Below are 20,595 nucleotides of genomic sequence, written 5' to 3'. Positions count from 1 at the left end.
GGTCTCCTCGATCGGGGCCCGGGCGCCGCGTCCAGGACGCGGCGCCCGGGGTTGATCACTCCTGGGGAAGCATCGCGTTGCACTTCTCGACGGCGTGGTCGAGGGCCTCGCGCGACGTCTTCTGCCCTGTGACGGCGGCGGAGATCTGCTGGTCGATGATCGTCGACATGGCCGCGTCGCGCTGCGGCGGCTCGAGCACCTGGGCGGTCTCGAGGCCGGCGAACGCGAGCTCCGTGGCGTCGCCGAGGTCCGTGCCGTCGGACGCGTCGAAGGAGCCCTGGGACGAGGCCGTCGACGGGAAGATCCCGGGGACGAGGTCGGCGAAGGCTTCCTGGTTCTCGGCGTTGGTCAGGAATCGGGCGAGCGCGATGGCGGTCGGCAGGTTCTTCGACGTCGTCGGCACGGAGACGCCCTGGACGTCGAGGGGCGCGGTGCCGAAGTGCGGGGTGGCCGCGATCTTGCCGTCGAGCGACGGGTTGTTCTCGACCGCGCCGGCGATGAAGTTGCCGCCGCCGGAGGTCCAGGCCGCCGTGCCCTTGGTGAAGATCTCGTTGCTGTTGCCGAGCTTGTCGGTGAGGACGGCCTCGGGGAGCAGGCCGTCGGCGTACGCCGCGCGGTACCGGTCGAGGAGCTCGACCGCCTCGTCCGTGTTGAAGACGAACTCGGTGCCCTCGTCGTTCATGATCGGCACACCCTGGGACGCGAGGTCCTTGGTGGTGGGCTTCATGCTCAGCAGGTAGGTGTCGCCGCCGTTCGCCTTCTTGAGCTCGCGGGCGGCGTCGAAGAGCCCGTCGAGGTCGGTGGGCAGGTCGGCGGCGTCGACGCCGGCCTCGGCCAGGGCGTCGGTGTTCCAGTAGTTGACCTCGGTGGTGAGGTACCACGGGTAGGCGAAGGTGCCGTCGACCCCCGGGAACTCGAACCCTGCCACGGCGCCGTCCACGTAGGTGGAGCCCAGCTCCTCGTCCGCGGCCGACACGTCCTGCAGGAGCCCGAGGCTCGCAAGCTGGTAGGCGAACGTGGGCGTCGTGTTGGTGACGTCCGGCAGCTCGCCCGCGCTGGCCTGGGCGAGGAGCTTGTCCTCGTAGCCCTCGCCGGGCTGGTCGATCCACTTCACCGACGTGCCGGGATACTCCGCCTCGAAGTCTGCGATCACGCCCTCGAGGTAGTCGGAGAAGCCCGACTTGAGGCTCCAGGTCTGCAGCGTCACCTCGCCGGTGATCTCGCCGTCGGTGCTGGCCGTGTCGTCGTCGGCCCCGGCGGTGCCCGAGAGCCCGCACCCGGTGAGCGACAGCAGCGCCGCCCCCGCTACTACGGCCGCGACGTGTCGCCTTCGTCCACGCATCTGGTCCTCCGCTTCATCGTCCCGAGGAGTTCGTGATCGAACTCGGTTGAACATTAGCGGTATAGACCAATCTGTCAACTACGGCCCGGAACCGCCCTTGGAGCGCGATTCGATTGGTGGGGGGCCCCCAGGTTGGTATATACCAACCTGATGACTTCCATCCCCCCTACCTCGATCGCCGACACCGTCGGACCCGCGCGGCCGGACGCGGTACGCGCGCTGGCGGGCGGCCTGGTGGTCTCGGCGCAGACGCACCGCGCCGGGGGCCCGCTCGACGACGCCGCCACGCTGGTCCGGCTCGCGCGTGCCGCCGAGCTCGGCGGCGCGCGCGGCTTCCGGGTCGCCTCCCCGCAGGTCGTCGCCTTGCTGCGCCGGCAGACCGCCCTGCCGATGGTGGGGATCACCAAGCGCCACACCCCCGGCAGCGAGGTCTACATCACCCCGTCCGTGGCCGAGGCCGTGGCGCTCGCCGAGGCGGGGGCCGACATCGTCGCCGTGCAGTCCGCGCGGACGTCCCGGCCCGCGGAGCCCTTCGACGAGATCGTCGCCGCCTGCCACGCGCGGGGGGCGGTGGTGCTCGCGGACTGTGCCACCTACGACGAGGCCGTCGAGGCCGTCGAGGACGGCGCCGACCTCGTCGCGACCACCCTGGCCGGCTACACCACGCAGACCCGGCACGTGGTGCCGCCCGACCTCGACCTCGCCGCCCGGCTCGCGCGGACGATACCCGTCCCCGTGATCGTCGAGGGCGGGGTCTGGGACCCCGCGACCGTGGCCGCCGCGTTCGAGGCCGGAGCGCACGCCGTCGTCGTCGGGTCGGCTGTGACCGACCCGGAGCGCATCACCCGCCGGATGGTCGCGGCTGCCGCCACGGCCCGTCGGCCCCGCAACGACTGAGGAGACTTCCATGCCCACCACCGTCGGACTCGTCGGGGCCGGAGGGATCGCGGTCGAGCACGCCGCGGCCTGGTCCGCGCTCGGCGTCCGGATGATCGTCCACAGCGCGGACGGCGCCGAGCGGCTCGCCGCCGCGCACGGCGCCGGCGTCGCCGCCTCGTTCGACCACCTGCTCGACCAGGTCGACACGGTCGACGTCCTGGTGCCGACACCGTCGCACCACGGGTACGCCCTGCGCGCGCTCGAGGCCGGCAAGGACGTCGTGTGCGAGAAGCCGATGGCCCGTACCGGCGAGCAGGCGGCGGAGCTCGTGCGGGCCGCCGCGCGCGCCGGCCGGCACCTGTACCCCGCGCACGTGGTGCGGTTCTTCCCCCAGTACGCCGCACTGCACCGCGCGGTCCGCGCCGGGCGTGTGGGCAGGCTCGCCGTCCTGCGCCTGACCCGCAGCGGAGTCTTCCCGTCGTGGTCGCCGTGGTTCGCGGACTTCGGTCAGTCGGGCGGCATCGTGATGGACCAGATGATCCACGACCTCGACGTCGCGCGCTGGCTCGCGGGCGAGGTGGTCGAGGTCTACGCGACGCAGCGCACCATCGGCGATGGCCCCGACACACGGCAGACCGCCCATGTGACGCTGACCCACGAGGATGGGGCGATCAGCCACGTCGCGGGCGTCTGGGGCCCGCCGCACCTGTCGTTCCGGACGACGTTCGACATCGCGGGCGACGACGGCGTGCTGCGGTTCGATTCCGCGGAGCAGCCCGCGGTGCGCCTCGACCTCGGCCAGGGGGTAGGGGGCGAGATGCGCCCGCCCACGGACGGGCCGGAGAGCCCGTACCTCACGCAGATCCGTGAACTGGCAGCGGCGATCGACGGCGGGCCGCCGCCACGGGTGAGCGCGGTCGACGGCGCGATCGCGGTCGAGATCGCGTCGGCCGGCCTCGCCTCGCTCGCCTCGAGCGAGCCGGTGACGCTCGACACCGCCGCGCGCGTGCGCGAGCTTTCCGGCGACGCGGCGACACAGGGGGGTGCGGCATGAGCGCGGCCCCGGCCGGAGGTGACCTCAAGGTCGCGGTGCTGTCGTTCGCGCACACTCATGCCGAGGGCTACCTCTCGCTGCTGGCCGCGTGGCCGGGCGTGGAGCTCGTCACCAGCGACCCGGACGGCGCGCCCGAGGACGGCGACCGCGGCCGCCCGCTCGCCGAGCGGTACGGGGTGCGCTACCTCGACAGCTACGAGGAGGTATTCGCCTGGGGCCCCGACGCGGTCGTGGTCTGCTCGGAGAACGCCCGCCACCGCCCGCTCGTCGAGCAGGCGGCGCGTGCCGGCGCGCACGTGCTGTGCGAGAAGCCGCTCGCGACCACGATGGCCGACGGGCGGGCGATGGTCGACGCATGCGATGTCGCCGGCGTCTCGCTCATGGTCGCCTACCCGGTCCGGTTCAGTCCCGAGTTCGCGACCCTCCGCGAGCTCGTGCGCGCCGGCGCGCTCGGCGAGGTCCTGGGCATCGCGGGCGCCAACAACGGCAAGCGGCCGTCCGGTCGGCCATGGTTCGTCGACCCGGAGCTCGCGGGCGGCGGAGCCCTCGTCGACCACGTCGTCCACGTCGCGGACCTGGTCGACGTCCTGCTCGGGGAGCCTGCGCTCACCGTTCGTGCGGCGACCAACCGGATCCTGCACGCGGACAGCGAGGAGGTGCGTGCGGAGACCGGGGGCGTTGTCGACGTGACCTACCCGTCGGGCGTCGTCGTGGCGGTGGACTGTTCGTGGAGCCAACCTGACGGGGCGCCGACCTGGGGCGGGCTCAAGCTCCGGGTCACGGGCACCGACGGGGCGGGGGAGATCGAGCCGTTCGGGGCGCACCTGGGCGGGACGACCCGGCAGGGCGCGGCGTGGGTCGGCTTCGGGAGCGACGTCGACAGCGCGATGCTGGGGCACTTCCTCGATGCCGTGCGCTCGGGGACGACGCCCCAACCGGACGGCGCGTCCGGGCTGCGGACCCTGCAGATCGTCGTTGCCGCACAGGAGTCGGTGCGCACCGGCCGGACGGTCCGGGTCCCGTCGGCTCAGCCGCGCGAGGAGAGCACTTCGTCGTAGTGCGCGTTCTCCATCACGCCGAGCACGTTGCCGAACGGGTCGACGACGGACGCGGTGACGAACCCGGGGCCGCGCTCCACCGGCGGCATGTGCTCGGCGGCGCCGAGCGCGAGCAGCCGGTCGTGGGCCGCCCGGACGTCGTCGACCGCCCAGTACGCGATCGCGCCCGCCGCGCCGTCGGGCTGGGGCGGGGCGAACCGTAGGTCCATGAGGCCGAGCTCGTGCTGGTAGTCGCCGATGCGGAACTCGGCGTAGGCGAGGGCGCCGTCGGCCTCGCGGGCGAAGTAGGCGTCGGTGCCCAGCACCTCGGCATACCAGTCGCGGGCGGCCGCGACGTCGTCGGCGAGGTAGGTGATGGTGGTGAGTCCGCGCAGCATGGTGGTCCCTCTCGTTCGTGGCGCCGGCGGCGCCTGCTGAAACCCATCGTGGCCGCCAAAGTGCTCACCTACTGACTACTTTTCGTGCCAGGCTTCGAACATGCGTGCCGACCGGCTCATCCAGGTCCTGCTCCACCTGCAGTCCCGCCCCCGCGTGACGGCGGCCGAGCTGGCCGACGCCCTCGAGGTCTCGGTCGCCACCGCGCGTCGCGACCTCGAGGCGCTGTCCGCCGCGGGCGTGCCCGTCTACCCCCAGCCGGGGCGCGGCGGGGGCTGGTCGCTGGTGGGCGGGTCGCGGACGGACCTGAGCGGGCTCACGGCTCCCGAGGCCCGCGCGCTGTTCCTGCTGGCCGGGCCGGGGGCGTCGTCGTCCGACGACGCGCGGGCGGCGCTGCGCAAGCTCGTGCGCGCCCTGCCCGCGACCTTCCGCGCCGAGGCCGAGGCGGCCGCCTCCGCCGTCGTGGTCGACCGGGAGCGCTGGAGCACGACCGGGCGCGAGCGCCCGCCGGCGGTGGACGTGCTGCAGCGCGCCGTCGTCGAGCGCCGGCGCGCGCGGATCGACTACACGGGCGCGACCGGGCGCCCGTCCCGGCGCGACGTCGACCCCTGGGGTCTCGTCGACAAGGACGGCGTCTGGTACCTCGTCGCCGGGACGGACCGAGGGCCGCGCACCTACCGCGTGGACCGCGTCGACAACCTGGAGGTGACCGACGAGCCGTCGTCCGTCCCCGACGACCTCGACCTGACCGCCCAGTGGGAGCGGGTGGTCGGCGAGGTCGAGGAGCGGCGTTCCGCCACGTGGGCGACCGTGCTCGTGGCCGCGGAGCACGTCGGCGTGCTGCGCGCGCAGTTCGGGCGGCACACGCACGTCGAGGAGTCCGGGTCCGTCGAGGAGTCCGGGTCCGTTGAGGAGTCCGGGCACAGGGCGGACGGCAGCCGCGCGCGGGTGCGCGTCGGTGCGCCCACCCCGCTCGACGTCGCCCGCCACCTGGCGGGCTGGGGCGCCCAGGCCGAGGTCCTCGGCCCGCCCGAGGTGCGCGCCGAGCTCGCCCGGATCGGGGCGGAGCTGGTCGCGGGCAACGGCAGCTAGGGAACGACGGGGCCCGCTCGGGACTCCGCGAGCGCCTCCGTCAGCCGGCAGGCGCGACGAGCGCACGCAGCTCGTCATGGGGGAGGTTCGCGCCGAAGGCCGGCGTGCCCGGCTGCAGGCGCGCCCCGCTGGACAGCGGGCCGGCGACGACGGGGTCGAAGCCGATCCGGTCGACGAGGTCGGCGACCTGCCGCACGTCGTCGGGGTCGTCCGCGGCGACGGCGATCGCCTTGCGGCCCGGGGCCCCGGCCGGCCGCGCCCCGGCGTCCAGGTCGTGGTAGCCCATGTGGTTGAACGCCTTGACCACGCGCGACGCCGGGAGGAACCCCTGCACGAGCTCGCTCGTCGAGGCGGCCGGGTCGCTCAGGTCCGTCCGGTGCCCGTCGACCTCCCACCAGTAGTTCATGGCGTCGACGACGAGCTTGCCGGCCAGGGCGTCCGCGGGCACGGTGCGGTACCGGCCGAGCGGGAGCGCGAGCACGACGACGTCGGCCTTGGCCGCGGCCTCCTGGGCCGTGACGGCCTGCGCGCCGGGGGCGAGGACCTCGACCGTGAGCGCGATCTTCGCCGGGTGGCCGGAGCCCGCGACGAGCACGCGGTACCCCGCGGCGACGGCCAGCCGGGCGAGCACGGTCCCGACCTTCCCCGCCCCGAGGACGCCGAGCGTGGCGGCCCCGTCGGGGGACGACGGCGCGGTCATGCCGCGTCACCGCCCGCGGCGGCGCCGACGGCGGCGGCCTTGCCGGACGCGGCGCTCTCCGCGACCAGCTCGCGGACCCGCGGGATCACGCGGGTGCCGAACAGCTCGACGTTGCGCAGCCGGGCCTCGGCGGGCTGCGCGCCGGTGGTGTAGATCATGTCGAAGCGGCCGACGCCGAGCTGGCCGACGGCGGCCGCGATCTTGCGCGCCACGGTCTCGGGCGAGCCGACGTACAGCGAGCCGTGCGCCACCTCGGCGTCGAACTCCTCGCGGCGGATCGGCGGCCAGCCTCGCAGGGCGCCGATGCGGTCGCGCTGCGTGCGGTAGTGCGGCCAGAAGACCTCGACAGCCTCCTCGTCGGTGTCGGCGACGAACCCGGGGGAGTGCATGCCGACCGGGTGTGCCGTCGTCTCGAGCTGGTCCGTAGCGCGCCGGTACAGGTCGATGTACGGGGCGAACCGCGCCGGCTCCCCGCCGATGATCGCGAGCATGAGGGGCAGGCCGTAGTGCGCCGCGCGGACCACGGACTGCGGGGAGCCGCCCACGCCGACCCACGTCGGCAGGCGGCCGGACTCCGTCTTGGGGAAGACATCCGCGTCCTTCAGCGCGGGCCGGGTGGTCCCGTTCCACGTGACGGGCTTCTCGGTGAGCAGCTCGGAGAAGAGGTGGATCTTCTCCTCGAAGAGCAGGTCGTAGTCGGCCAGGTCGTAGCCGAACAGCGGGAAGGACTCGGTGAACGAGCCGCGCCCCAGGATGACCTCCGCCCGCCCGCTCGACAGCGCGTCGAGCGTCGCGAAGCGCTGGAACACCCGGACGGGGTCGTCGGAGGAGAGCACCGTGACGCCCGAGGCGAGCCGGATCCGCTCGGTCCGGGACGCGATCGCGGCGAGCACCGTCTCCGGTGTCGAGACGGCGTACTCCGGCCGATGGTGCTCGCCGAGGGCGAGGACGTCGACGCCGACCTGGTCGGCGAGCGTCGCCTCCTCGACGACCTGGCGGATCGCGGCGGCGTGCGAGATGAGCTCGCCGTCGGCGCCGATCGGGCGGTCGCCGAACGAGTCGAGTCCGAGCTGGAGCGTGGTCATGGTGGCCCTCCTGTGTGGCAGGCCGGTCCCGGCCTGCTCGAGTGACGTCTCGTGGACGCTGGGGTAACGTCGGAATTGACGTGTCAATTCCCGGAGGGGGTACGAGGTGGACCAGATCGGTCCCGGCCCGAAGCAGACGACGACGAGCGAGCAGCTGCGCATCTGGCGCGACTTCGTCGAGACCACCGAGGCGCTGCGGTCGCGGCTGTCGTCCCGGCTGCAGGCGGAGTCGTCTCTGTCGTCCGCCGACTACGCCGTCCTGCTCGCGCTGCACGACGCGGAGGGCCACTGCCTGCGCTCGTCGGCGCTCGCCGAGGCCGTCGGCTGGGAGCGCAGCCGCCTCTCGCACCAGGTCGGTCGGATGGAGCGGCGCGGCCTGGTCGCGCGGAAGGGGGGCCGGTCGGCCGGCGTCGCGCTCACGGACGACGGCGCGGCGACGTTCCGCCGCGCGTCGGTCGCGCACCTGCGCGTCGTCCGGCAGCTGTTCGTCGACGCGCTCACCGACGACCAGCTCGCCGCGGCCGGCGAGATCGCCGCCGCGCTGCGGGCCGCGCTGGACCGCCCGGAGGGCTGAACCGGGCGCTCGGCCCGGCCCGGCACGGGGCGCGCGCGTCGGTAGCCCGTGCCACGCTCGTCGCATGTCCACCACCTCCGGGCGCGCCCCGGTGACCCCGCTCGTCGACCTGCACGGACGGTCGGCGTGGAGCGTGCTGCCGCCGCTCATCCTCGGCTTCTTCATGATCATGGTCGACACCACGATCGTGAACATCGCGATCCCCACGCTCACCGACCAGTTCTCCGCCTCGCTCATCGAGGTCGGCTGGGTGAACAGCGCCTACCTGCTGTCGTACGCGGTGCTCATGCTCCTCGCGGGGCGGCTCGGCGACAGGTACGGGCAGAAGGCGGTGTTCATCGGGGGGCTCGTCGTGTTCACGGTCTTCTCGTTCCTCTGCGGGTTCTCCGGCAACATCGGCTCGGAGTCGGAGATCGGCTGGCTGATCGCCTTCCGCGTGGCGCAGGGCGTGGGCGCCGCGATGATGACGCCGCAGACGATGTCGATGATCACGCGCGTCTTCCCCGCCACGCAGCGCGGGGCGGCGATGGGGCTGTGGGGCGCGACGGCGGGAGTCGCGACGATCGCCGGGCCGCTGCTCGGCGGGATCTTCGTGGAGACGATCGGCTGGGAGTGGATCTTCTACGTCAACATCCCGGTGGGGGTGGCGGCGCTGTGGTTGGCGGTCGCCCGGCTGCCGCACCTGCCGTCGCACGGCACCACCATGGACCCGCTCGGCGTGGTGCTGTCCGTGGTAGGCCTCGCCGCGCTGGTCTTCGGCCTGCAGGAGGGGGAGAACTACGACTGGGGCCACATCTGGGGACCGTTCTCCGTCTGGTCGGTGGTGGGCCTCGGCGTCCTCGTGCTGGCCGCCTTCGTGTGGTGGCAGCACCACCTGGGCGCGCGCGCCCTGCTGCCGCTGCGGCTCTTCCGGTCGCGTAACTTCTCGCTCGCGAACGTGGACGGCATGGTCGTCACGTTCGCGATGATCGGCATCTTCTTCCCGCTGACGATCTTCCTGCAGTCGATCCTGGGGCTGTCGCCGATCCAGGCGGCGCTCGTGATGGTGCCGGGGTCGCTCGTGTCCGGCGTCGTGGCGCCGTTCGCGGGCCGGCTCTCCGACCGGATCCCGGCCAAGTGGGTGGTGACCGCCGGTTTCGCGGCGATCGCCGGGTCCGTCGTGTGGATCTCGGGGGTGCTCGACCCGGACCTCTCGCCCTGGGCGCTGCTGTGGCCGATGGCCCTGTTCGGCCTCGGGACCGGCCTGACGTTCTCCCCGCTGTCGAACCTCGCGACGTCCGGGCTGGACGCGCGCACCGCCGGCGCCGGGGCGGGGGCGTTCAACACCAACCGCCAGGTGGGCGGCGTCATCGGGTCCGCGGTCGTGGTCGCCATGCTCTCCGCGCGGCTGAGCGTCACGGTGCCCGCGGCCGCGCAGGACCTCGCCGCCGGGCTCCCCGAGCAGTACCGGCAGACGTTCGTGGACGGCATCGCGCAGGCGAGCGGCTCCCTGGGGACGTCGTCCGCCGGCGCGGTGCAGCTGCCCGACTCGGTGCCCGCCGCGGTGGCCGAGCAGGTCGGCGCGGCCGCCCAGCAGGCCTTCCTCACCGGGTTCGCCGATGCCGCCGCGCAGACGCTGCTGGTGGTGGGCGCGGTCCTCGTGGTGGGCGTGGTGTGCGCGGCGTTCATGTCGCCGGTCCAGCACCACGAGGACGTCGCCGCCGCTGGTTGAGCCTGTCGAAACCAGCCTGTCGAACCCAGTACGGGGTTTCGACAGGCTCAACCGGCGTGGCGGGTTTCGACAGGCTCAACCGGCGGCGGCGGGTTCCGACAGGCTCAGCCGGCGGAGGTGTCGTCGTCGAAGTCGACGTCCTTGGTCTCGCGCTCGAGGAAGAGCGCGACCAGGGTGATCCCGGCCATGACGGACAGGTAGACGCCCACGAGGACGGGCGAGTCGGTCGTGCCCCACAGCCACACGGCGACGAACGGCGCCACCGCCGCCCCGAGGATCGACGACACGTTGTAGGCGATGGCCGAGCCGGTGTACCGCACGTTGGCCGGGAAGAGCTCCGGCAGCACCGCCGCCATCGGGCCGAAGGTGAGACCCATCAGCGTGAACCCGAGGATGAGCAGCGTCATCACGCCGACGGTGCCGGCTGCGAACAGCGGAACGAAGAGCAGGCCGAACACGGCGATGGCGCACGTGACGACGATCAGGTGCGCGCGGCGGCCGAACCGTTCCGCCAGCGGGCCGGAGACCAGGGTGAAGATGCCGAAGAACACCACGCCGACGATGAGCATCCAGAGGAAGTCGACCTTCTCGTACCCGAGGCCGGCGGGGGAGTCGGCCGTGGCCGTGGCGGACGCCGTCCCGAACGTGAGGGTGAACGTCGTCATCAGGTAGAACAGCACGTACGTGGCGAGCATGATGAACGTGCCGGAGACGAGCTTGCGCCACGAGCTGCGGAACACCAGTGCCACCGGCACCTTCGCGACGGCGTCTTCCTCGACCACCTTCTGGAACGCCGGGGTCTCGATGAGCTTGAGGCGCACCCACAGGCCGACGATCACGAGGATCGAGCTGGCCAGGAACGGCACCCGCCAGCCCCAGGCCTGGAACTGCTCGGCGCTCAGGTTGCTCGAGAGCCCGATGAACACCAGGTTCGCGAGGATGAAGCCGATGGGCGCGCCCATCTGCGGGAACGTGCCCCAGATAGCGCGCTTGCCCGCGGGGGCGTTCTCGGTGGCGAGGAGGGCCGCGCCGCTCCACTCGCCGCCGAGGCCGAGGCCCTGGCAGAACCGGCACAGCACGAGGACGGCGGGCGCCAGGACGGCCCAGCCGGGCGTGCTTGCCGCCGGGATGAGGCCGATGACCACGGTGGCGATGCCCATCGTGAGCAGCGACGCGACGAGCGTCGTCTTGCGTCCGATGCGGTCGCCGAAGTGCCCGAAGAGCACCGAGCCGACCGGGCGCGCGACGAACGCGACGCCGAAGGCGGCGAAGGACGCGAGGAGCGCCGTCGTCCCGTCCTGCCCCGGGAAGAAGAGGGCGGGGAAGACGAGGGTGGCGGCGGTCGCATAGGCGTAGAAGTCGTAGAACTCGATCGAGGTGCCGATGAGCGAGGCGACGACGACGCGGCCGCGCGAGTTGACGGCCGGCGCCGGCGTGCTCGGGGCGCCGGTCGTGACAGGGGTGGACATGGTCGACGACGGTACGACGCCATTTCGCGTCATGAACTGCGATCTCACGATCTGGCCGCGCGCCCTGCTGCGAGCGGGTGCCCGGCGCGTGAAGGTGTGGTGAACGTGAATAAGGTGACCGTGGCGCGTGTTGGCACCACCGGGCCGGGCGAGGCAGGATCGACGGCGCCGCGACGGTCACGGGGGAGCCTCCCGAGCGAGACATCTGGGGCGCCGACCCGCGACAAGGCCGCCAACCCGGCGGCACCACTGTGACTGCATCCGTAACGACGGGACGACGACGACGATATGAACGATCTGCTGCGCGTGAACGGCGGGACTCCGCTCGAGGGCACCATCACGGTGCGTGGGGCGAAGAATTTCGTCTCCAAGGCGATGGTGGCCTCCCTGTTGGGTGAGTCGGCGAGTGTGTTGCGGAATGTGCCGCAGATTCGTGATGTGGCGGTGGTGACGGGTCTGTTGGAGCTGCACGGGGTGACGGTGAAGTCGGACCCGGACGGCGGGATCCTGGATCTTGATCCGTCGAACGTGGAGTCGGCGCATGTGGCGGACATCGACACGCACGCGGGGTCGTCTCGGATCCCGATCCTGTTCTGTGGCCCGTTGCTGCACCGGTTGGGGGAGGCGTTCATCCCGGATCTGGGTGGGTGCCGGATCGGGGATCGTCCGATCAACTACCACCTGGACATCTTGCGGCAGTTCGGTGCGGTGGTGGACAAGCTGCCGAACGGGATCCAGTTGCGTGCCCCGCGCCGGTTGCAGGGTACGAGGATCTCGTTGCCGTACCCGTCGGTGGGTGCCACGGAGCAGACGTTGCTGACGGCGGTGCGCGCGGAGGGCATCACCGAGCTCACGGGTGCGGCGATCGAGCCGGAGATCATGGATCTGATCGCGGTGCTGCAGAAGATGGGCGCGATCATCTCGGTGGACACCGATCGGGTGATCCGGATCGAGGGCGTGGACCGGCTGGAGGGTTACTCCCACACCGCGTTGGGCGACCGGATCGAGACGGCGTCGTGGGCGGCGGCGGCCCTGGCCACGGGCGGGGACGTGACCGTCAAGGGTGCGACGCAGCCGGAGATGATGACGTTCTTGAACACCTTCCGGAAGGTGGGTGGCCGGTTCGACGTACAGGAGGACGGGATCCGGTTCTGGCACCCGGGTGGGGATCTGGACCCGATCGTGCTGGAGACGGACGTGCACCCGGGCTTCATGACGGACTGGCAGCAGCCGCTGGTGGTGGCGTTGACGCAGGCGAAGGGCCTGTCGATCGTGCACGAGACGGTGTATGAGAACCGGTTCGGGTTCACGGACGCGCTGCGCAAGATGGGTGCGACGATCCAGGTGTACAAGGAGTGCTTGGGTGGGCGTGACTGCCGGTTCGGGCAGCGTAATTTCCATCACTCGGCGGTGATCTCGGGTCCGACGCCGTTGAGCGCGGCGGACATTGTGGTGCCGGATCTGCGGGGTGGGTTCTCGCATCTGATCGCGGCGTTGGCGGCTCAGGGGACGTCCACGGTGCGGGGGATCAGCTTGATCGATCGTGGGTACGAGGCGTTCCAGGAGAAGCTCGTCGCCCTCGGCGCCGACGTCTCCCGGGGCTGACGCTTCTCGCTGGCGCAGGCTCGACCGACGAGAAGCGGGAGGTAGGCTCTGGGCCCGTGCCGACCGCCCGTCCTGACTCCCTCGGATTCCGCATCGTCGCGCGCCTCGTGCGGCCCCTGATGTTCGTGATCGTCCGCTACGACTGGGACGGCGGCGCGGAGCACCTGCCCCGCGAGGGCGGGTTCATCGCCGCCGCCAACCACGTCACCGAGCTGGACGCGGTCACGCTGGCGCACTACCTGTTCGACCATGGGTTCGAGCCGCGGATCCTCGCGAAGCGCGGCCTGTTCACCGCGCCCGTCGTGGGGTCGATGCTCCGCGCCACCCGCATGATCCCCGTCGACCGCGGGACGGCCGCCGCGGCGAGGTCCCTCGAGGAGGCCGGCAGCCAGCTCGGCGACGGCGCCTGCGTGGCGATCCTGCCCGAGGGCACGCTCACGCGGGACCCCGACCTGTGGCCGATGGACGGCAAGACGGGGCTGGCGCGGCTGGCTCTCGCGAGCCGCCTCCCGGTGGTGCCGGTGGCCCAGTGGGGCGCGCACCGGATCCTGCCCCGGTACAGCCGGCTGCTGCGCCCGTTCCCGCGCAAGACGGTGACGCTTGTGGCCGGCCCGCCCGTCGACCTGTCCGACCTGTACGACCGGCCGGTGGACACCAAGACGCTGCGCGAGGTCACGAACCGAGTCATGGACGCGATCACCGCGCAGCTCGCCGAGATCCGCGGCGAGATCCCGCCTGCCGCCCGCTTCGATCTGCGCAGACACCCCGAGTACGAACGCAAGCAGACCGACTACCCGCCCGTGGAGCGCCCGTGACGACACCGACCCCGAAGACGACCAGCACCGCGCCCCGCGGCGGTGCCCCGATCCGCGTCGCCGTCCTCGGCTCCGGCTCGTGGGGCACGACGTTCGCGATGGTCCTGGCCGACGCCGGGTGCGAGGTCCGGCTGTGGGGTCGCGATGCCGACGTCGCGCACGAGGTCACGACGTCCCGCACCAACGAGAAGTACCTGCCCGGCATCTCGCTGCCCGCGATGACTGGCACCACCGACGCCGCCGCGGCGCTCGCCGACGCGCAGATCGTCGTCGTGGCCGTGCCGTCGCAGGTGGCCCGCGCCACGCTGACCGCTCTGCGCGCGCTCGTCGAGCCCGACGCCGTGATCGTGTCGCTGATGAAGGGCGTGGAGCTCGGCACCGACGAGCGCATGAGCCAGGTCATCGTCGAGGCGCTCGATGTGCCGTTGTCGCGCGTCACCGTCGTGTCCGGGCCGAACCTGGCGCCCGAGATTGCCCAGCGTCAGCCCACGGCGACCGTGGTGGCGTGCTCCGACGAGGCCGCGGCCCGGTTCGTCGCGGACGCCTGCTCCAACGCCTACTTCCGGCCGTACACCAACGACGACGTGGTCGGCGTCGAGCTGTGCGGGGCGGTGAAGAACGTCATCGCGCTGGCCGTCGGCATGGCGCAGGGGCGCGGCTTCGGGTCGAACACCGTCGCGACCGTCATCACGCGCGGCCTGGTGGAGATCACCCGGCTCGGCCTGGAGCTCGGCGCCGACGCGGAGACCTTCGCCGGCCTCGCGGGCATGGGCGACCTGGTCGCCACGTGCACGTCGCCGCTGTCGCGCAACAACACCCTCGGCCGCCACATCGGCGAGGGGATGTCGCTCGAGGAGGCCGTCGCGGCCACCGGTACCACGGCGGAGGGCGCCAAGTCCTGCCGCTCGGTGCTCGACCTCGCCGGCAAGCACGGCGTGGACATGCCCATCACCCAGGGCGTCGTCGCCGTCCTCTACGACGGGCTGCCCGTCGAGGAGATGGCGCGCGGGCTGCTCTCCCGCCCGCAGAAGTCCGAGGGCATCGACGCCTGACACCCTTCCGGGTGCCCGGCCGTCAGTCGTCCGGCCCGTGCTCGACGTCGACGACGACGCGCGCCGGGTCCTCCAGAGCGAAGACGCGGAACGGCGGCGGCTCTCCCGCGTCGCCGTCGTCGACGCCCACGAACGCCGTGGTGTACCCCTCGAACCAGGACCGGTAGACGACCTCCTCGACCGACTCGGCGGGATCGGGGTCGATCGTCGCCCCGTCATACTCGGCCGGGCCGGTCTCCAGCTCGCCCGGCATGGCCATGCCCGAGAGGCGCACCTGCAGCACCCGGTCGCCGTCGACGGCGACCGGCTCGCCGCTGCCGTCGTCCGTCGCGGCGTCCACGTACTCCACGCTCCAGCCGGGCGTCCCCGAGCCCTCGAGGTCGAACACCACCCGGTCGAAGCCGTCGTGCGTCCCGAGCCGCACGTCCGTCACGACGAGTGCCGCGTCCCCGCTCGGGTCGTGGGTGTCCGGGGTGGCGTCGGCCGCGAACGGCACGTCGTCGGTGGGATCGTCGCCGCTGGTGTCGTCGGGCGCGTCGTTGTCAGGGTCGTCGTCAGGGTCGTCGGCGTCGTCGTCTGGGCTCGTCGACGCCGTCGCGTCGTCGTCCGCGGAGTCGCTCGGCGCGGAGCCGGGGCCGTCGACCTCAGGGCCGTTGTCCGCGCACCCGGCGAGCGCGAGGGCGAGCAGCGCCGCCGCGAGCGCCGCGGCGCCCGGACGGGTCCTGATGCTGGTCATGGCGTCTCCCGGGCGTCGGCCGCCGCGCGGACGGGTCGGCACGACCGTAGGCGCAGCCGGGCGGGTCCGCATCGCGTGCCGGCGCCTGCGTGCCGGCCCGGCATGCGTGGCGCCAGGTCCGTCGGGACGGTCGGTGCTCGTCGGTGCTCGTCGAACGGCTTCGCCGCTACGGTGGCCCCATGGCCCAGACCCGGACGGACCGTCCCGCCCTCGTGTTCGACGTGCTCGGCACACTGGTGGACCAGGCGGGCAGCCTGGCCGCCCTGGTGATCCAGGAGGCGGGCGTCGACGCCGCGGGGGCGGGCCGGGTGGTCGCACGCTGGCTCGGGCTCGTGGCGGAGCAGGAGCGGGCGGTGATCGACGGCCGGCGGCCGTTCGCGCCGAGCCACGAGCTGGACGCCGAGGCGCTGGCTGCCCTGGTCCGCGAGGGTGCCCTGCCGGCGCGCGCCGCCGAGGGCCTCGCCGCGGCGGGCGAGCGCGTCGAACCGTGGGCGGACAGCGTGGCCGGCCTCGACCGGCTCGCCCACGACTTCACCGTGATCGGCCTGTCCAACGCGAGCCGACGCACCCTCGCCGGGCTGAGTACCGGCACCGGCCTGCGCTGGCACCAGGTGCTCTCGGCCGAGGACGCCGGCACCTACAAGCCCGACCCCGCCCTCTACGCGGCGGCCGTGGCCGCCGCCCCCGCGGGGTCCGGCCCGCCGATCATGGTCGCCGCGCACGCGTGGGACCTGCGTGCGGCCGCCGCGGCGGGCATGCGGACGGCCTACGTGCCGCGGCCGCAGGGCGACCCACCGAGCTCGGACGACACGTTCGACGTGCACGCCGACGACCTCGACGACCTGCACGCCTGGCTCGCCGGCGTCGACCTCACCAAGGCGCTCCGCTAGGCGGCAGGGCGCAGCGCCCGGTCGAGGTCGGCCCAGAGGTCCTCGACGTCCTCGACGCCCACGGACAGGCGCAGCAGGTCCTCGGGCACGGTCACCGACTCGGTGGCGAACCGCCGCCGCCGCTCGAGCATCGACTCGACGCCGCCCAGCGACGTCGCGGGGAGCCACAGCCGTACCGCGGCCACGACGGCGTCCGCCGCGGCGGCCCCGCCGTGCGGGCGCACGCCGAGCACGGCGCCGAAGCCGTTCATGAGGCGGGCGGCGCGCTCGTGCCCCGGGTCGCCGGGCAGCGAGGGGTGGCGCACCTCGGCCACGCCGGGGTGGCGGGCGAGGCGCCCGGCCAGCTCGGCCGCGTTGGCGTTCGCCCGCTCCACGCGCAGGTGCAGGGTGCGCAGGCCGCGCAGGGCCAGCCACACCTCCATCGGGCCGGGGATCGAGCCGTGCAGGGTGCGGTAGGCGCGCAGTCCCGCCGCCAGGTCGTCGTCGCGCGTGACGGCGGCGCCGAGCACGACGTCGGAGTGCCCGGCCAGGTACTTGGTCACCGAGTGCACCACGATGTCCGCGCCGAGCTCGAGGGGCCGCTGCCCGAGCGGGGTGGCGAACGTGTTGTCGACCACGGACCGCACGCCGCGCTCGCGCGCGGCGGCGAGGACCGCCGGGAGGTCCGCGACCTCGAGCATGGGGTTGGTGGGTGACTCGGCCAGCAGCACGTCCGCGCCGTCGAGGGCGGCGACCACCTGGTCGGTGTCCGCGATGTCCACGCGGCGCACCTCGACGCCGTGCCGAGCGGCGAGGTCGTCGAGGTAGCCGAGCGACACCTGGTACGCGTGCCGCGGCGCGACGACGACGCCGCCCGCGGGCACGTGGCCGAGGGCCGCGATGACGGCCGCCATGCCGGAGCCGAAGACGACGCCGTGCGGCGCGCCCTCCAGCGCCGCCAGGGCCTCCTCGAACGGGTGCCAGGTCTCGGTGTCCATGCGCGTGTACAGCAGCTCACCCGGCGCCGAGATCCCCTGGTTCACGTAGGTGGAGCTGAACACGACAGGCGGGTTCACCGGACCCCCCTGCGTGCGCGCCGGCCGTCCGGCGGTGACGGCGAGGGTGGCGGGGGACAGACCGTGCTGCTGGTCGTGCGTCATGGGCGCAGATTACGTCGTCGGCTCGACGAGGCGCGCGAGCAGCTCGACCAGCAGACGCTCCACGAGCGGTGGGGGCAGCGCCTCCACGAGGGCGAGCAGCGGCGCCATCGGGCCGACGCCGGGGCTGTCCCCGGTCGCGACCCGCCCCAGCCCGATCGCGTCGAGCAGTGCGGCGGCCGTGGCCGAGTCGAGGGTGCCGCCGAGCGCGGCGCCCGCGCCCAGCGGCGGCAGCGCCCCGAGGAGGGCGGTGACGTCCGGCCGTGGCCGGCCGCGCACGTCGTGGGCGGCGGCCTCGAGCACAGGCACCAGCTCGCCCAGCACACCCTCGGTCACGGGCGTGACCGTGAGGTGGGTGGTGGGAGGCAGACGGCTGCCGTCGCCCTGGGTCAGGCCGGGCTGGGCCTGGAACGTCCAGCCCCGCGCGGCGACCGCGTCCGACCACAGGTGCGGGTCGACGCGCCGGTCGGCGGGGACGGCATCGTCGGTGGCGACGGCGAGCAGCGGGCCGACCGGGTCGCCCACCACCCGCAGTCCCTCGACGCCGTCGACGGCCTCGCGGAGGGCGAGCGTGGCCCGGCGGGCGCGGCCGGCGAGCGTGGCGAGCCCGTCCGTGCCGAGGGCGCGCAGGATCGCCCACGCCGCGGCGAGCGGGCCGCCCGACCGGGAGCCGAGGAGCGTCGGGTTGACCACCGGGTAGCCCGGCCAGCGGGTGGTGGCGAAGTACTGCGCGCGCTGCCGGTCGCGGTCGCGGTGCAGCAGCACCGACGCGCCCTTGGGGGCGAAGGCGTACTTGTGCAGGTCGGCGCTGAGGCTCGTGACGCCCGGCACCCGCAGGTCCCAGGCGGGCAGGCCGGGCCAGAAGGGCAGCGCGAACCCGCCGATGCAGGCGTCCACGTGCATGGGGACGCCGGCGGCAGCGGCGAGCGCCGCCACCTCGGCCACCGGGTCAAGGGCGGCGTGCGGGTACGACGGAGCGGAGACCACGACGAGCGCGACGTCGTCCGGGCCGTCCGGGCCCGCCGTCAGTCGGGCGCCGAGCGCGGCGGCGTCCACGACGCCCGTGGGCGGCACGGGCACGAGGTCGAGCTCCAGCCCGTACAGGTGGGCGGCCTTGTGGAACGCCGCGTGCACGGTGACCGGGGCGACCAGCCGGGGCCGGGCGGCGCCCGGTCGCTGCCCGCGCGCCGCGAGCCAGGTGTCGCGCGCCGACTGCACGGCGAGCAGGCAGCTCTCGGTGCCACCGCTCGTCACCGTGCCGACCGTGTCCTCGTCGCCGCCGAGCAGGTCGCGGGCGAACGCGACGACGTCCCGCTCCAGCGCCGCGACGGAGCCGAACGTCGTCGGGTCCAGCCCGTTGACCGGCTGCATGGCGCGCACCGCGGCGGCGGCGAGCTCGTCGAGCTCGGGGACGCCCGGGTCGTAGACGTAGCTGAGCACGCGCCCGCCGTGGGTGGGCGCGTCGTGGGCGCGCAGGGCGGCGAGGGCGGCGAGCACCGCCTCCGGCGCCTGCTCGAGGTCCAAGCGGTCGGGCGGGACGGGACGGTTCACGACGCCTCCAGGCTGTCGGTGGGTTCGGCGGGGTTGCTGCGGACGTCGATGTCGCGGCGGCGCAGCGGGTAGCGCGCGAGCGACGCAAGGCTGGCCCCCACGAGCACGGCGGGCAGCAGGCTGAAGGCGGCGACGATGCCGAGCACCGCCGCGGGCGGCTGGACGACCACCTGGGCTCCGGTGGACTCCACGTAGCCGGTCGCGGCGAGCACCACGGTCAGCAGGGTGGTGCCGAGCGCCATCCCGGTGGTCTCGCCCGCCGTCCACACGCCGCCGAAGGCGCCGGCCCGGTCCGTGCCCGTGGCCCGGGCGTCGTGATCGATGACATCGGGCAGCATCGCCATCGGGAGCGACTGCATGCCCGCGTACGCCGCGCCCGCCAGGGCGACGGGTGCGTACACCCACGCGCCGGGCCACCACGCGAGGGGGAGCAGGCCGAGGGCGGCGACGGCGAAGAGCGAGGACGCCACCGCGAACGCGCGCTCCTTGCCGGCCCGCCGCGCGAGCACCCCCCACAGCGGCGTCACGAGGAGCGCCGGGGCCACGAGTGCCCCGAAGAGGAACGTCACGGCGCCCGTGTCGTGCAGCACCCAGGTGGCGACGTACTGGGCCCCCGCGAGCATCGCCCCGGTGGCCAGCGCCTGGAGCGCGAAGGTGCCGAGCAGCGTGCGGAACGGCCGGCTCGTGCGCAGCAGGGCCAGCCCCTCGCGGTAGTGGGCGGCGATGCCGGCGCGGGGTGCGACGGGTCGCGTGGCCGCGGGAGGCCCGGCCGAACGCTCGACGGTCGAGGCCACCAGCAGGCCGGCCCCGAGCGCCGCCGCTGCCGTGGCCGCCATGAGCAGGTAGCCGAGTCGCTCGTCGCCGTCCCCGAGGTCGCGCAGGGCCGGGCCGCCGCCGCCGAACAGCAGGATCGCCGCCGTCAGTACGACGACCCGGGCGGTGAGCAGGCGGGTGCGCGCGTCGTAGGTGCCCGCCAGCTCGGCCGGCAGCGCGATGTACGGCACCTGGAACAGGCTGAAGGCTGTCGCCGCCAGCAGGAACGCCACCAGCACCCAGACGGCGCCCGCCCCCGGGGCGAGGCCGGCCGGCACGGCGAACGTGAGCGTGAAGAACACGGGCAGCGCCACACCGCCGGCCACCATGAGCCGACGGCGGCGACCGGTGCGCCGGCGCTCGCGGTCGCTCGCCGCGCCGATCAGCGGGTCGATGACGACGTCCCAGACCTTCGCGGCGGTGACGAGCAGCCCGGCGACGGCCGCCGCGACGCCGAGCGTGTCGGTCAGGTAGAAGACCAGCACCAGCCCGGGCAGCGTCGCGAAGCCGCCGGTCCCGACCGAACCGACCGCGTACCGGGCCACGGTGCCCCTGCGCAGCGTCATGACGCGGGATGCTAGCGCCTCCGCGCCCACCGAGTTGTCAGGGCCAGGGTGACGGCAACCTTCGCGTGGTCCTGACAACTCGCGATCCTGCT

The 20,595-nt window shown here is 73.7% G+C and carries 19 protein-coding genes; 10 read left to right on the top strand and 9 right to left on the bottom strand.

All coding sequences use genetic code 11. The features are described from left to right. Positions 1-55: 55 nt before the first annotated feature. The gene (locus tag AC1C2W_RS13310; RefSeq protein WP_495389702.1) at positions 56-1,342 is read right to left on the bottom strand and encodes an ABC transporter substrate-binding protein; all 1,287 of its coding nucleotides are present in this window, start codon (positions 1,340-1,342) and stop codon (positions 56-58) included. A gap of 150 nt (positions 1,343-1,492) precedes the next feature. Here AC1C2W_RS13310 and AC1C2W_RS13305 point away from each other — a divergent pair, with 150 nt between their 5' ends. Genes AC1C2W_RS13305 through AC1C2W_RS13295 form a run of 3 tightly spaced genes read left to right on the top strand, consistent with a single transcriptional unit; the run spans position 1,493 to position 4,333 of the window. Further along, complete coding sequence (locus AC1C2W_RS13305) at positions 1,493-2,239, top strand: N-acetylmannosamine-6-phosphate 2-epimerase (protein WP_495413329.1); 747 nt, start codon at positions 1,493-1,495, stop codon at positions 2,237-2,239. 10 nt (positions 2,240-2,249) lie between these two features. Further along, the gene (locus tag AC1C2W_RS13300; protein ID WP_495389700.1) at positions 2,250-3,275 is read left to right on the top strand and encodes a Gfo/Idh/MocA family protein; all 1,026 of its coding nucleotides are present in this window, start codon (positions 2,250-2,252) and stop codon (positions 3,273-3,275) included. Further along, positions 3,272-4,333 carry a Gfo/Idh/MocA family protein gene (locus AC1C2W_RS13295; protein WP_495413328.1) on the top strand — a complete coding sequence of 354 codons (1,062 nt, stop codon included), beginning with the start codon at positions 3,272-3,274 and terminating at the stop codon, positions 4,331-4,333. The genes AC1C2W_RS13300 and AC1C2W_RS13295 overlap by 4 nt, the downstream gene beginning before the upstream one ends. On the opposite strand, the gene AC1C2W_RS13290 is transcribed toward AC1C2W_RS13295, so the two are convergent. Further along, the gene (locus AC1C2W_RS13290; RefSeq protein WP_495413327.1) at positions 4,303-4,710 is read right to left on the bottom strand and encodes a VOC family protein; all 408 of its coding nucleotides are present in this window, start codon (positions 4,708-4,710) and stop codon (positions 4,303-4,305) included. The genes AC1C2W_RS13295 and AC1C2W_RS13290 overlap by 31 nt on opposite strands. A 100-nt stretch (positions 4,711-4,810) precedes the next feature. Here AC1C2W_RS13290 and AC1C2W_RS13285 point away from each other — a divergent pair, with 100 nt between their 5' ends. Then, entirely contained in the window at positions 4,811-5,800 is a 990-nt protein-coding gene (locus AC1C2W_RS13285; RefSeq protein ID WP_495413326.1) for a helix-turn-helix transcriptional regulator, read from the top strand. Positions 5,801-5,840: 40 nt separating this feature from the next. Here the strand turns inward: AC1C2W_RS13285 and AC1C2W_RS13280 are convergent, their stop codons facing one another. Both AC1C2W_RS13280 and AC1C2W_RS13275 read right to left on the bottom strand, forming a co-directional pair. After that, on the bottom strand, positions 5,841-6,500 hold the full coding sequence (locus AC1C2W_RS13280; RefSeq protein ID WP_495413325.1) for an NADPH-dependent F420 reductase: 660 nt from the start codon (positions 6,498-6,500) through the stop codon (positions 5,841-5,843). Further along, positions 6,497-7,585 (bottom strand): LLM class flavin-dependent oxidoreductase, encoded by a 1,089-nt coding sequence (locus tag AC1C2W_RS13275; protein WP_495413324.1) that lies wholly within the window; start codon positions 7,583-7,585, stop codon positions 6,497-6,499. Before AC1C2W_RS13275 ends, AC1C2W_RS13280 begins: the two co-directional genes overlap by 4 nt. Positions 7,586-7,691: 106 nt before the next feature. Between AC1C2W_RS13275 and AC1C2W_RS13270 the strand changes: the two genes are divergently transcribed. Both AC1C2W_RS13270 and AC1C2W_RS13265 read left to right on the top strand, forming a co-directional pair. Further along, positions 7,692-8,159: a MarR family winged helix-turn-helix transcriptional regulator gene (locus tag AC1C2W_RS13270; RefSeq protein WP_495389693.1), complete on the top strand. Its 468-nt coding sequence runs from the start codon at positions 7,692-7,694 to the stop codon at positions 8,157-8,159. Positions 8,160-8,223: 64 nt separating this feature from the next. Beyond that, positions 8,224-9,870, top strand: a complete 1,647-nt coding sequence (locus AC1C2W_RS13265) for a DHA2 family efflux MFS transporter permease subunit (protein WP_495413323.1) — start codon at positions 8,224-8,226, stop codon at positions 9,868-9,870. 104 nt (positions 9,871-9,974) lie between these two features. On the opposite strand, the gene AC1C2W_RS13260 is transcribed toward AC1C2W_RS13265, so the two are convergent. Continuing rightward, positions 9,975-11,339 carry an MFS transporter gene (locus AC1C2W_RS13260; RefSeq protein WP_495413322.1) on the bottom strand — a complete coding sequence of 455 codons (1,365 nt, stop codon included), beginning with the start codon at positions 11,337-11,339 and terminating at the stop codon, positions 9,975-9,977. 288 nt (positions 11,340-11,627) lie between these two features. Here AC1C2W_RS13260 and murA point away from each other — a divergent pair, with 288 nt between their 5' ends. The 3 genes from murA to AC1C2W_RS13245 all read left to right on the top strand — a co-directional run bounded on the left by murA (position 11,628) and on the right by AC1C2W_RS13245 (position 14,811). Next, positions 11,628-12,944, top strand: a complete 1,317-nt coding sequence (gene murA, locus AC1C2W_RS13255; RefSeq protein ID WP_495389689.1) for a UDP-N-acetylglucosamine 1-carboxyvinyltransferase — start codon at positions 11,628-11,630, stop codon at positions 12,942-12,944. Positions 12,945-13,000: 56 nt separating this feature from the next. Next, positions 13,001-13,759, top strand: a complete 759-nt coding sequence (locus AC1C2W_RS13250) for a lysophospholipid acyltransferase family protein (RefSeq protein ID WP_495389688.1) — start codon at positions 13,001-13,003, stop codon at positions 13,757-13,759. A gap of 98 nt (positions 13,760-13,857) precedes the next feature. After that, complete coding sequence (locus tag AC1C2W_RS13245) at positions 13,858-14,811, top strand: NAD(P)H-dependent glycerol-3-phosphate dehydrogenase (protein ID WP_495413403.1); 954 nt, start codon at positions 13,858-13,860, stop codon at positions 14,809-14,811. 22 nt (positions 14,812-14,833) lie between these two features. Here AC1C2W_RS13245 and AC1C2W_RS13240 read toward each other — a convergent pair whose 3' ends face one another. Further along, positions 14,834-15,547: an AMIN-like domain-containing (lipo)protein gene (locus AC1C2W_RS13240; protein WP_495413321.1), complete on the bottom strand. Its 714-nt coding sequence runs from the start codon at positions 15,545-15,547 to the stop codon at positions 14,834-14,836. 179 nt (positions 15,548-15,726) lie between these two features. Here AC1C2W_RS13240 and AC1C2W_RS13235 point away from each other — a divergent pair, with 179 nt between their 5' ends. Next, positions 15,727-16,437, top strand: coding sequence for a haloacid dehalogenase type II (locus AC1C2W_RS13235; RefSeq protein WP_495413320.1), 711 nt, complete (start codon positions 15,727-15,729; stop codon positions 16,435-16,437). Here the strand turns inward: AC1C2W_RS13235 and AC1C2W_RS13230 are convergent. The 3 genes from AC1C2W_RS13230 to AC1C2W_RS13220 are packed head-to-tail and all read right to left on the bottom strand — an operon-like array spanning position 16,434 to position 20,503. After that, positions 16,434-17,576 carry a trans-sulfuration enzyme family protein gene (locus tag AC1C2W_RS13230; protein ID WP_495413319.1) on the bottom strand — a complete coding sequence of 381 codons (1,143 nt, stop codon included), beginning with the start codon at positions 17,574-17,576 and terminating at the stop codon, positions 16,434-16,436. The two genes, AC1C2W_RS13235 and AC1C2W_RS13230, sit on opposite strands and share 4 nt — an antisense overlap. Positions 17,577-17,585: 9 nt before the next feature. Then, a complete protein-coding gene (locus AC1C2W_RS13225; protein WP_495413318.1) occupies positions 17,586-19,124 on the bottom strand; it encodes a pyridoxal phosphate-dependent decarboxylase family protein in 1,539 nt (512 codons plus the stop codon). Continuing rightward, the gene (locus AC1C2W_RS13220) at positions 19,121-20,503 is read right to left on the bottom strand and encodes an MFS transporter (protein ID WP_495413317.1); all 1,383 of its coding nucleotides are present in this window, start codon (positions 20,501-20,503) and stop codon (positions 19,121-19,123) included. The genes AC1C2W_RS13225 and AC1C2W_RS13220 overlap by 4 nt, the downstream gene beginning before the upstream one ends. Between the last annotated feature and the right edge of the window lie 92 nt (positions 20,504-20,595).

The sequence above is a fragment of the Isoptericola sp. Y581 genome, from assembly GCF_059445475.1.
This window is presented reverse-complemented; position numbering and strand designations above follow the sequence as displayed.

Coding starts and splice junctions, on each gene's coding strand:
- AC1C2W_RS13290 (WP_495413327.1), bottom strand. CDS start 4,710: ATGCTGCGCGGACTCACCACCATCACCTACCTCGCCGACGACGTCGCG.
- AC1C2W_RS13300 (WP_495389700.1), top strand. CDS start 2,250: ATGCCCACCACCGTCGGACTCGTCGGGGCCGGAGGGATCGCGGTCGAG.
- AC1C2W_RS13275 (WP_495413324.1), bottom strand. CDS start 7,585: ATGACCACGCTCCAGCTCGGACTCGACTCGTTCGGCGACCGCCCGATC.
- AC1C2W_RS13265 (WP_495413323.1), top strand. CDS start 8,224: ATGTCCACCACCTCCGGGCGCGCCCCGGTGACCCCGCTCGTCGACCTG.
- AC1C2W_RS13245 (WP_495413403.1), top strand. CDS start 13,858: ATGGTCCTGGCCGACGCCGGGTGCGAGGTCCGGCTGTGGGGTCGCGAT.
- AC1C2W_RS13285 (WP_495413326.1), top strand. CDS start 4,811: ATGCGTGCCGACCGGCTCATCCAGGTCCTGCTCCACCTGCAGTCCCGC.
- murA (WP_495389689.1), top strand. CDS start 11,628: ATGAACGATCTGCTGCGCGTGAACGGCGGGACTCCGCTCGAGGGCACC.
- AC1C2W_RS13240 (WP_495413321.1), bottom strand. CDS start 15,547: ATGACCAGCATCAGGACCCGTCCGGGCGCCGCGGCGCTCGCGGCGGCG.
- AC1C2W_RS13280 (WP_495413325.1), bottom strand. CDS start 6,500: ATGACCGCGCCGTCGTCCCCCGACGGGGCCGCCACGCTCGGCGTCCTC.
- AC1C2W_RS13235 (WP_495413320.1), top strand. CDS start 15,727: ATGGCCCAGACCCGGACGGACCGTCCCGCCCTCGTGTTCGACGTGCTC.
- AC1C2W_RS13220 (WP_495413317.1), bottom strand. CDS start 20,503: ATGACGCTGCGCAGGGGCACCGTGGCCCGGTACGCGGTCGGTTCGGTC.
- AC1C2W_RS13295 (WP_495413328.1), top strand. CDS start 3,272: ATGAGCGCGGCCCCGGCCGGAGGTGACCTCAAGGTCGCGGTGCTGTCG.
- AC1C2W_RS13305 (WP_495413329.1), top strand. CDS start 1,493: ATGACTTCCATCCCCCCTACCTCGATCGCCGACACCGTCGGACCCGCG.
- AC1C2W_RS13310 (WP_495389702.1), bottom strand. CDS start 1,342: ATGCGTGGACGAAGGCGACACGTCGCGGCCGTAGTAGCGGGGGCGGCG.
- AC1C2W_RS13260 (WP_495413322.1), bottom strand. CDS start 11,339: ATGTCCACCCCTGTCACGACCGGCGCCCCGAGCACGCCGGCGCCGGCC.
- AC1C2W_RS13230 (WP_495413319.1), bottom strand. CDS start 17,576: ATGACGCACGACCAGCAGCACGGTCTGTCCCCCGCCACCCTCGCCGTC.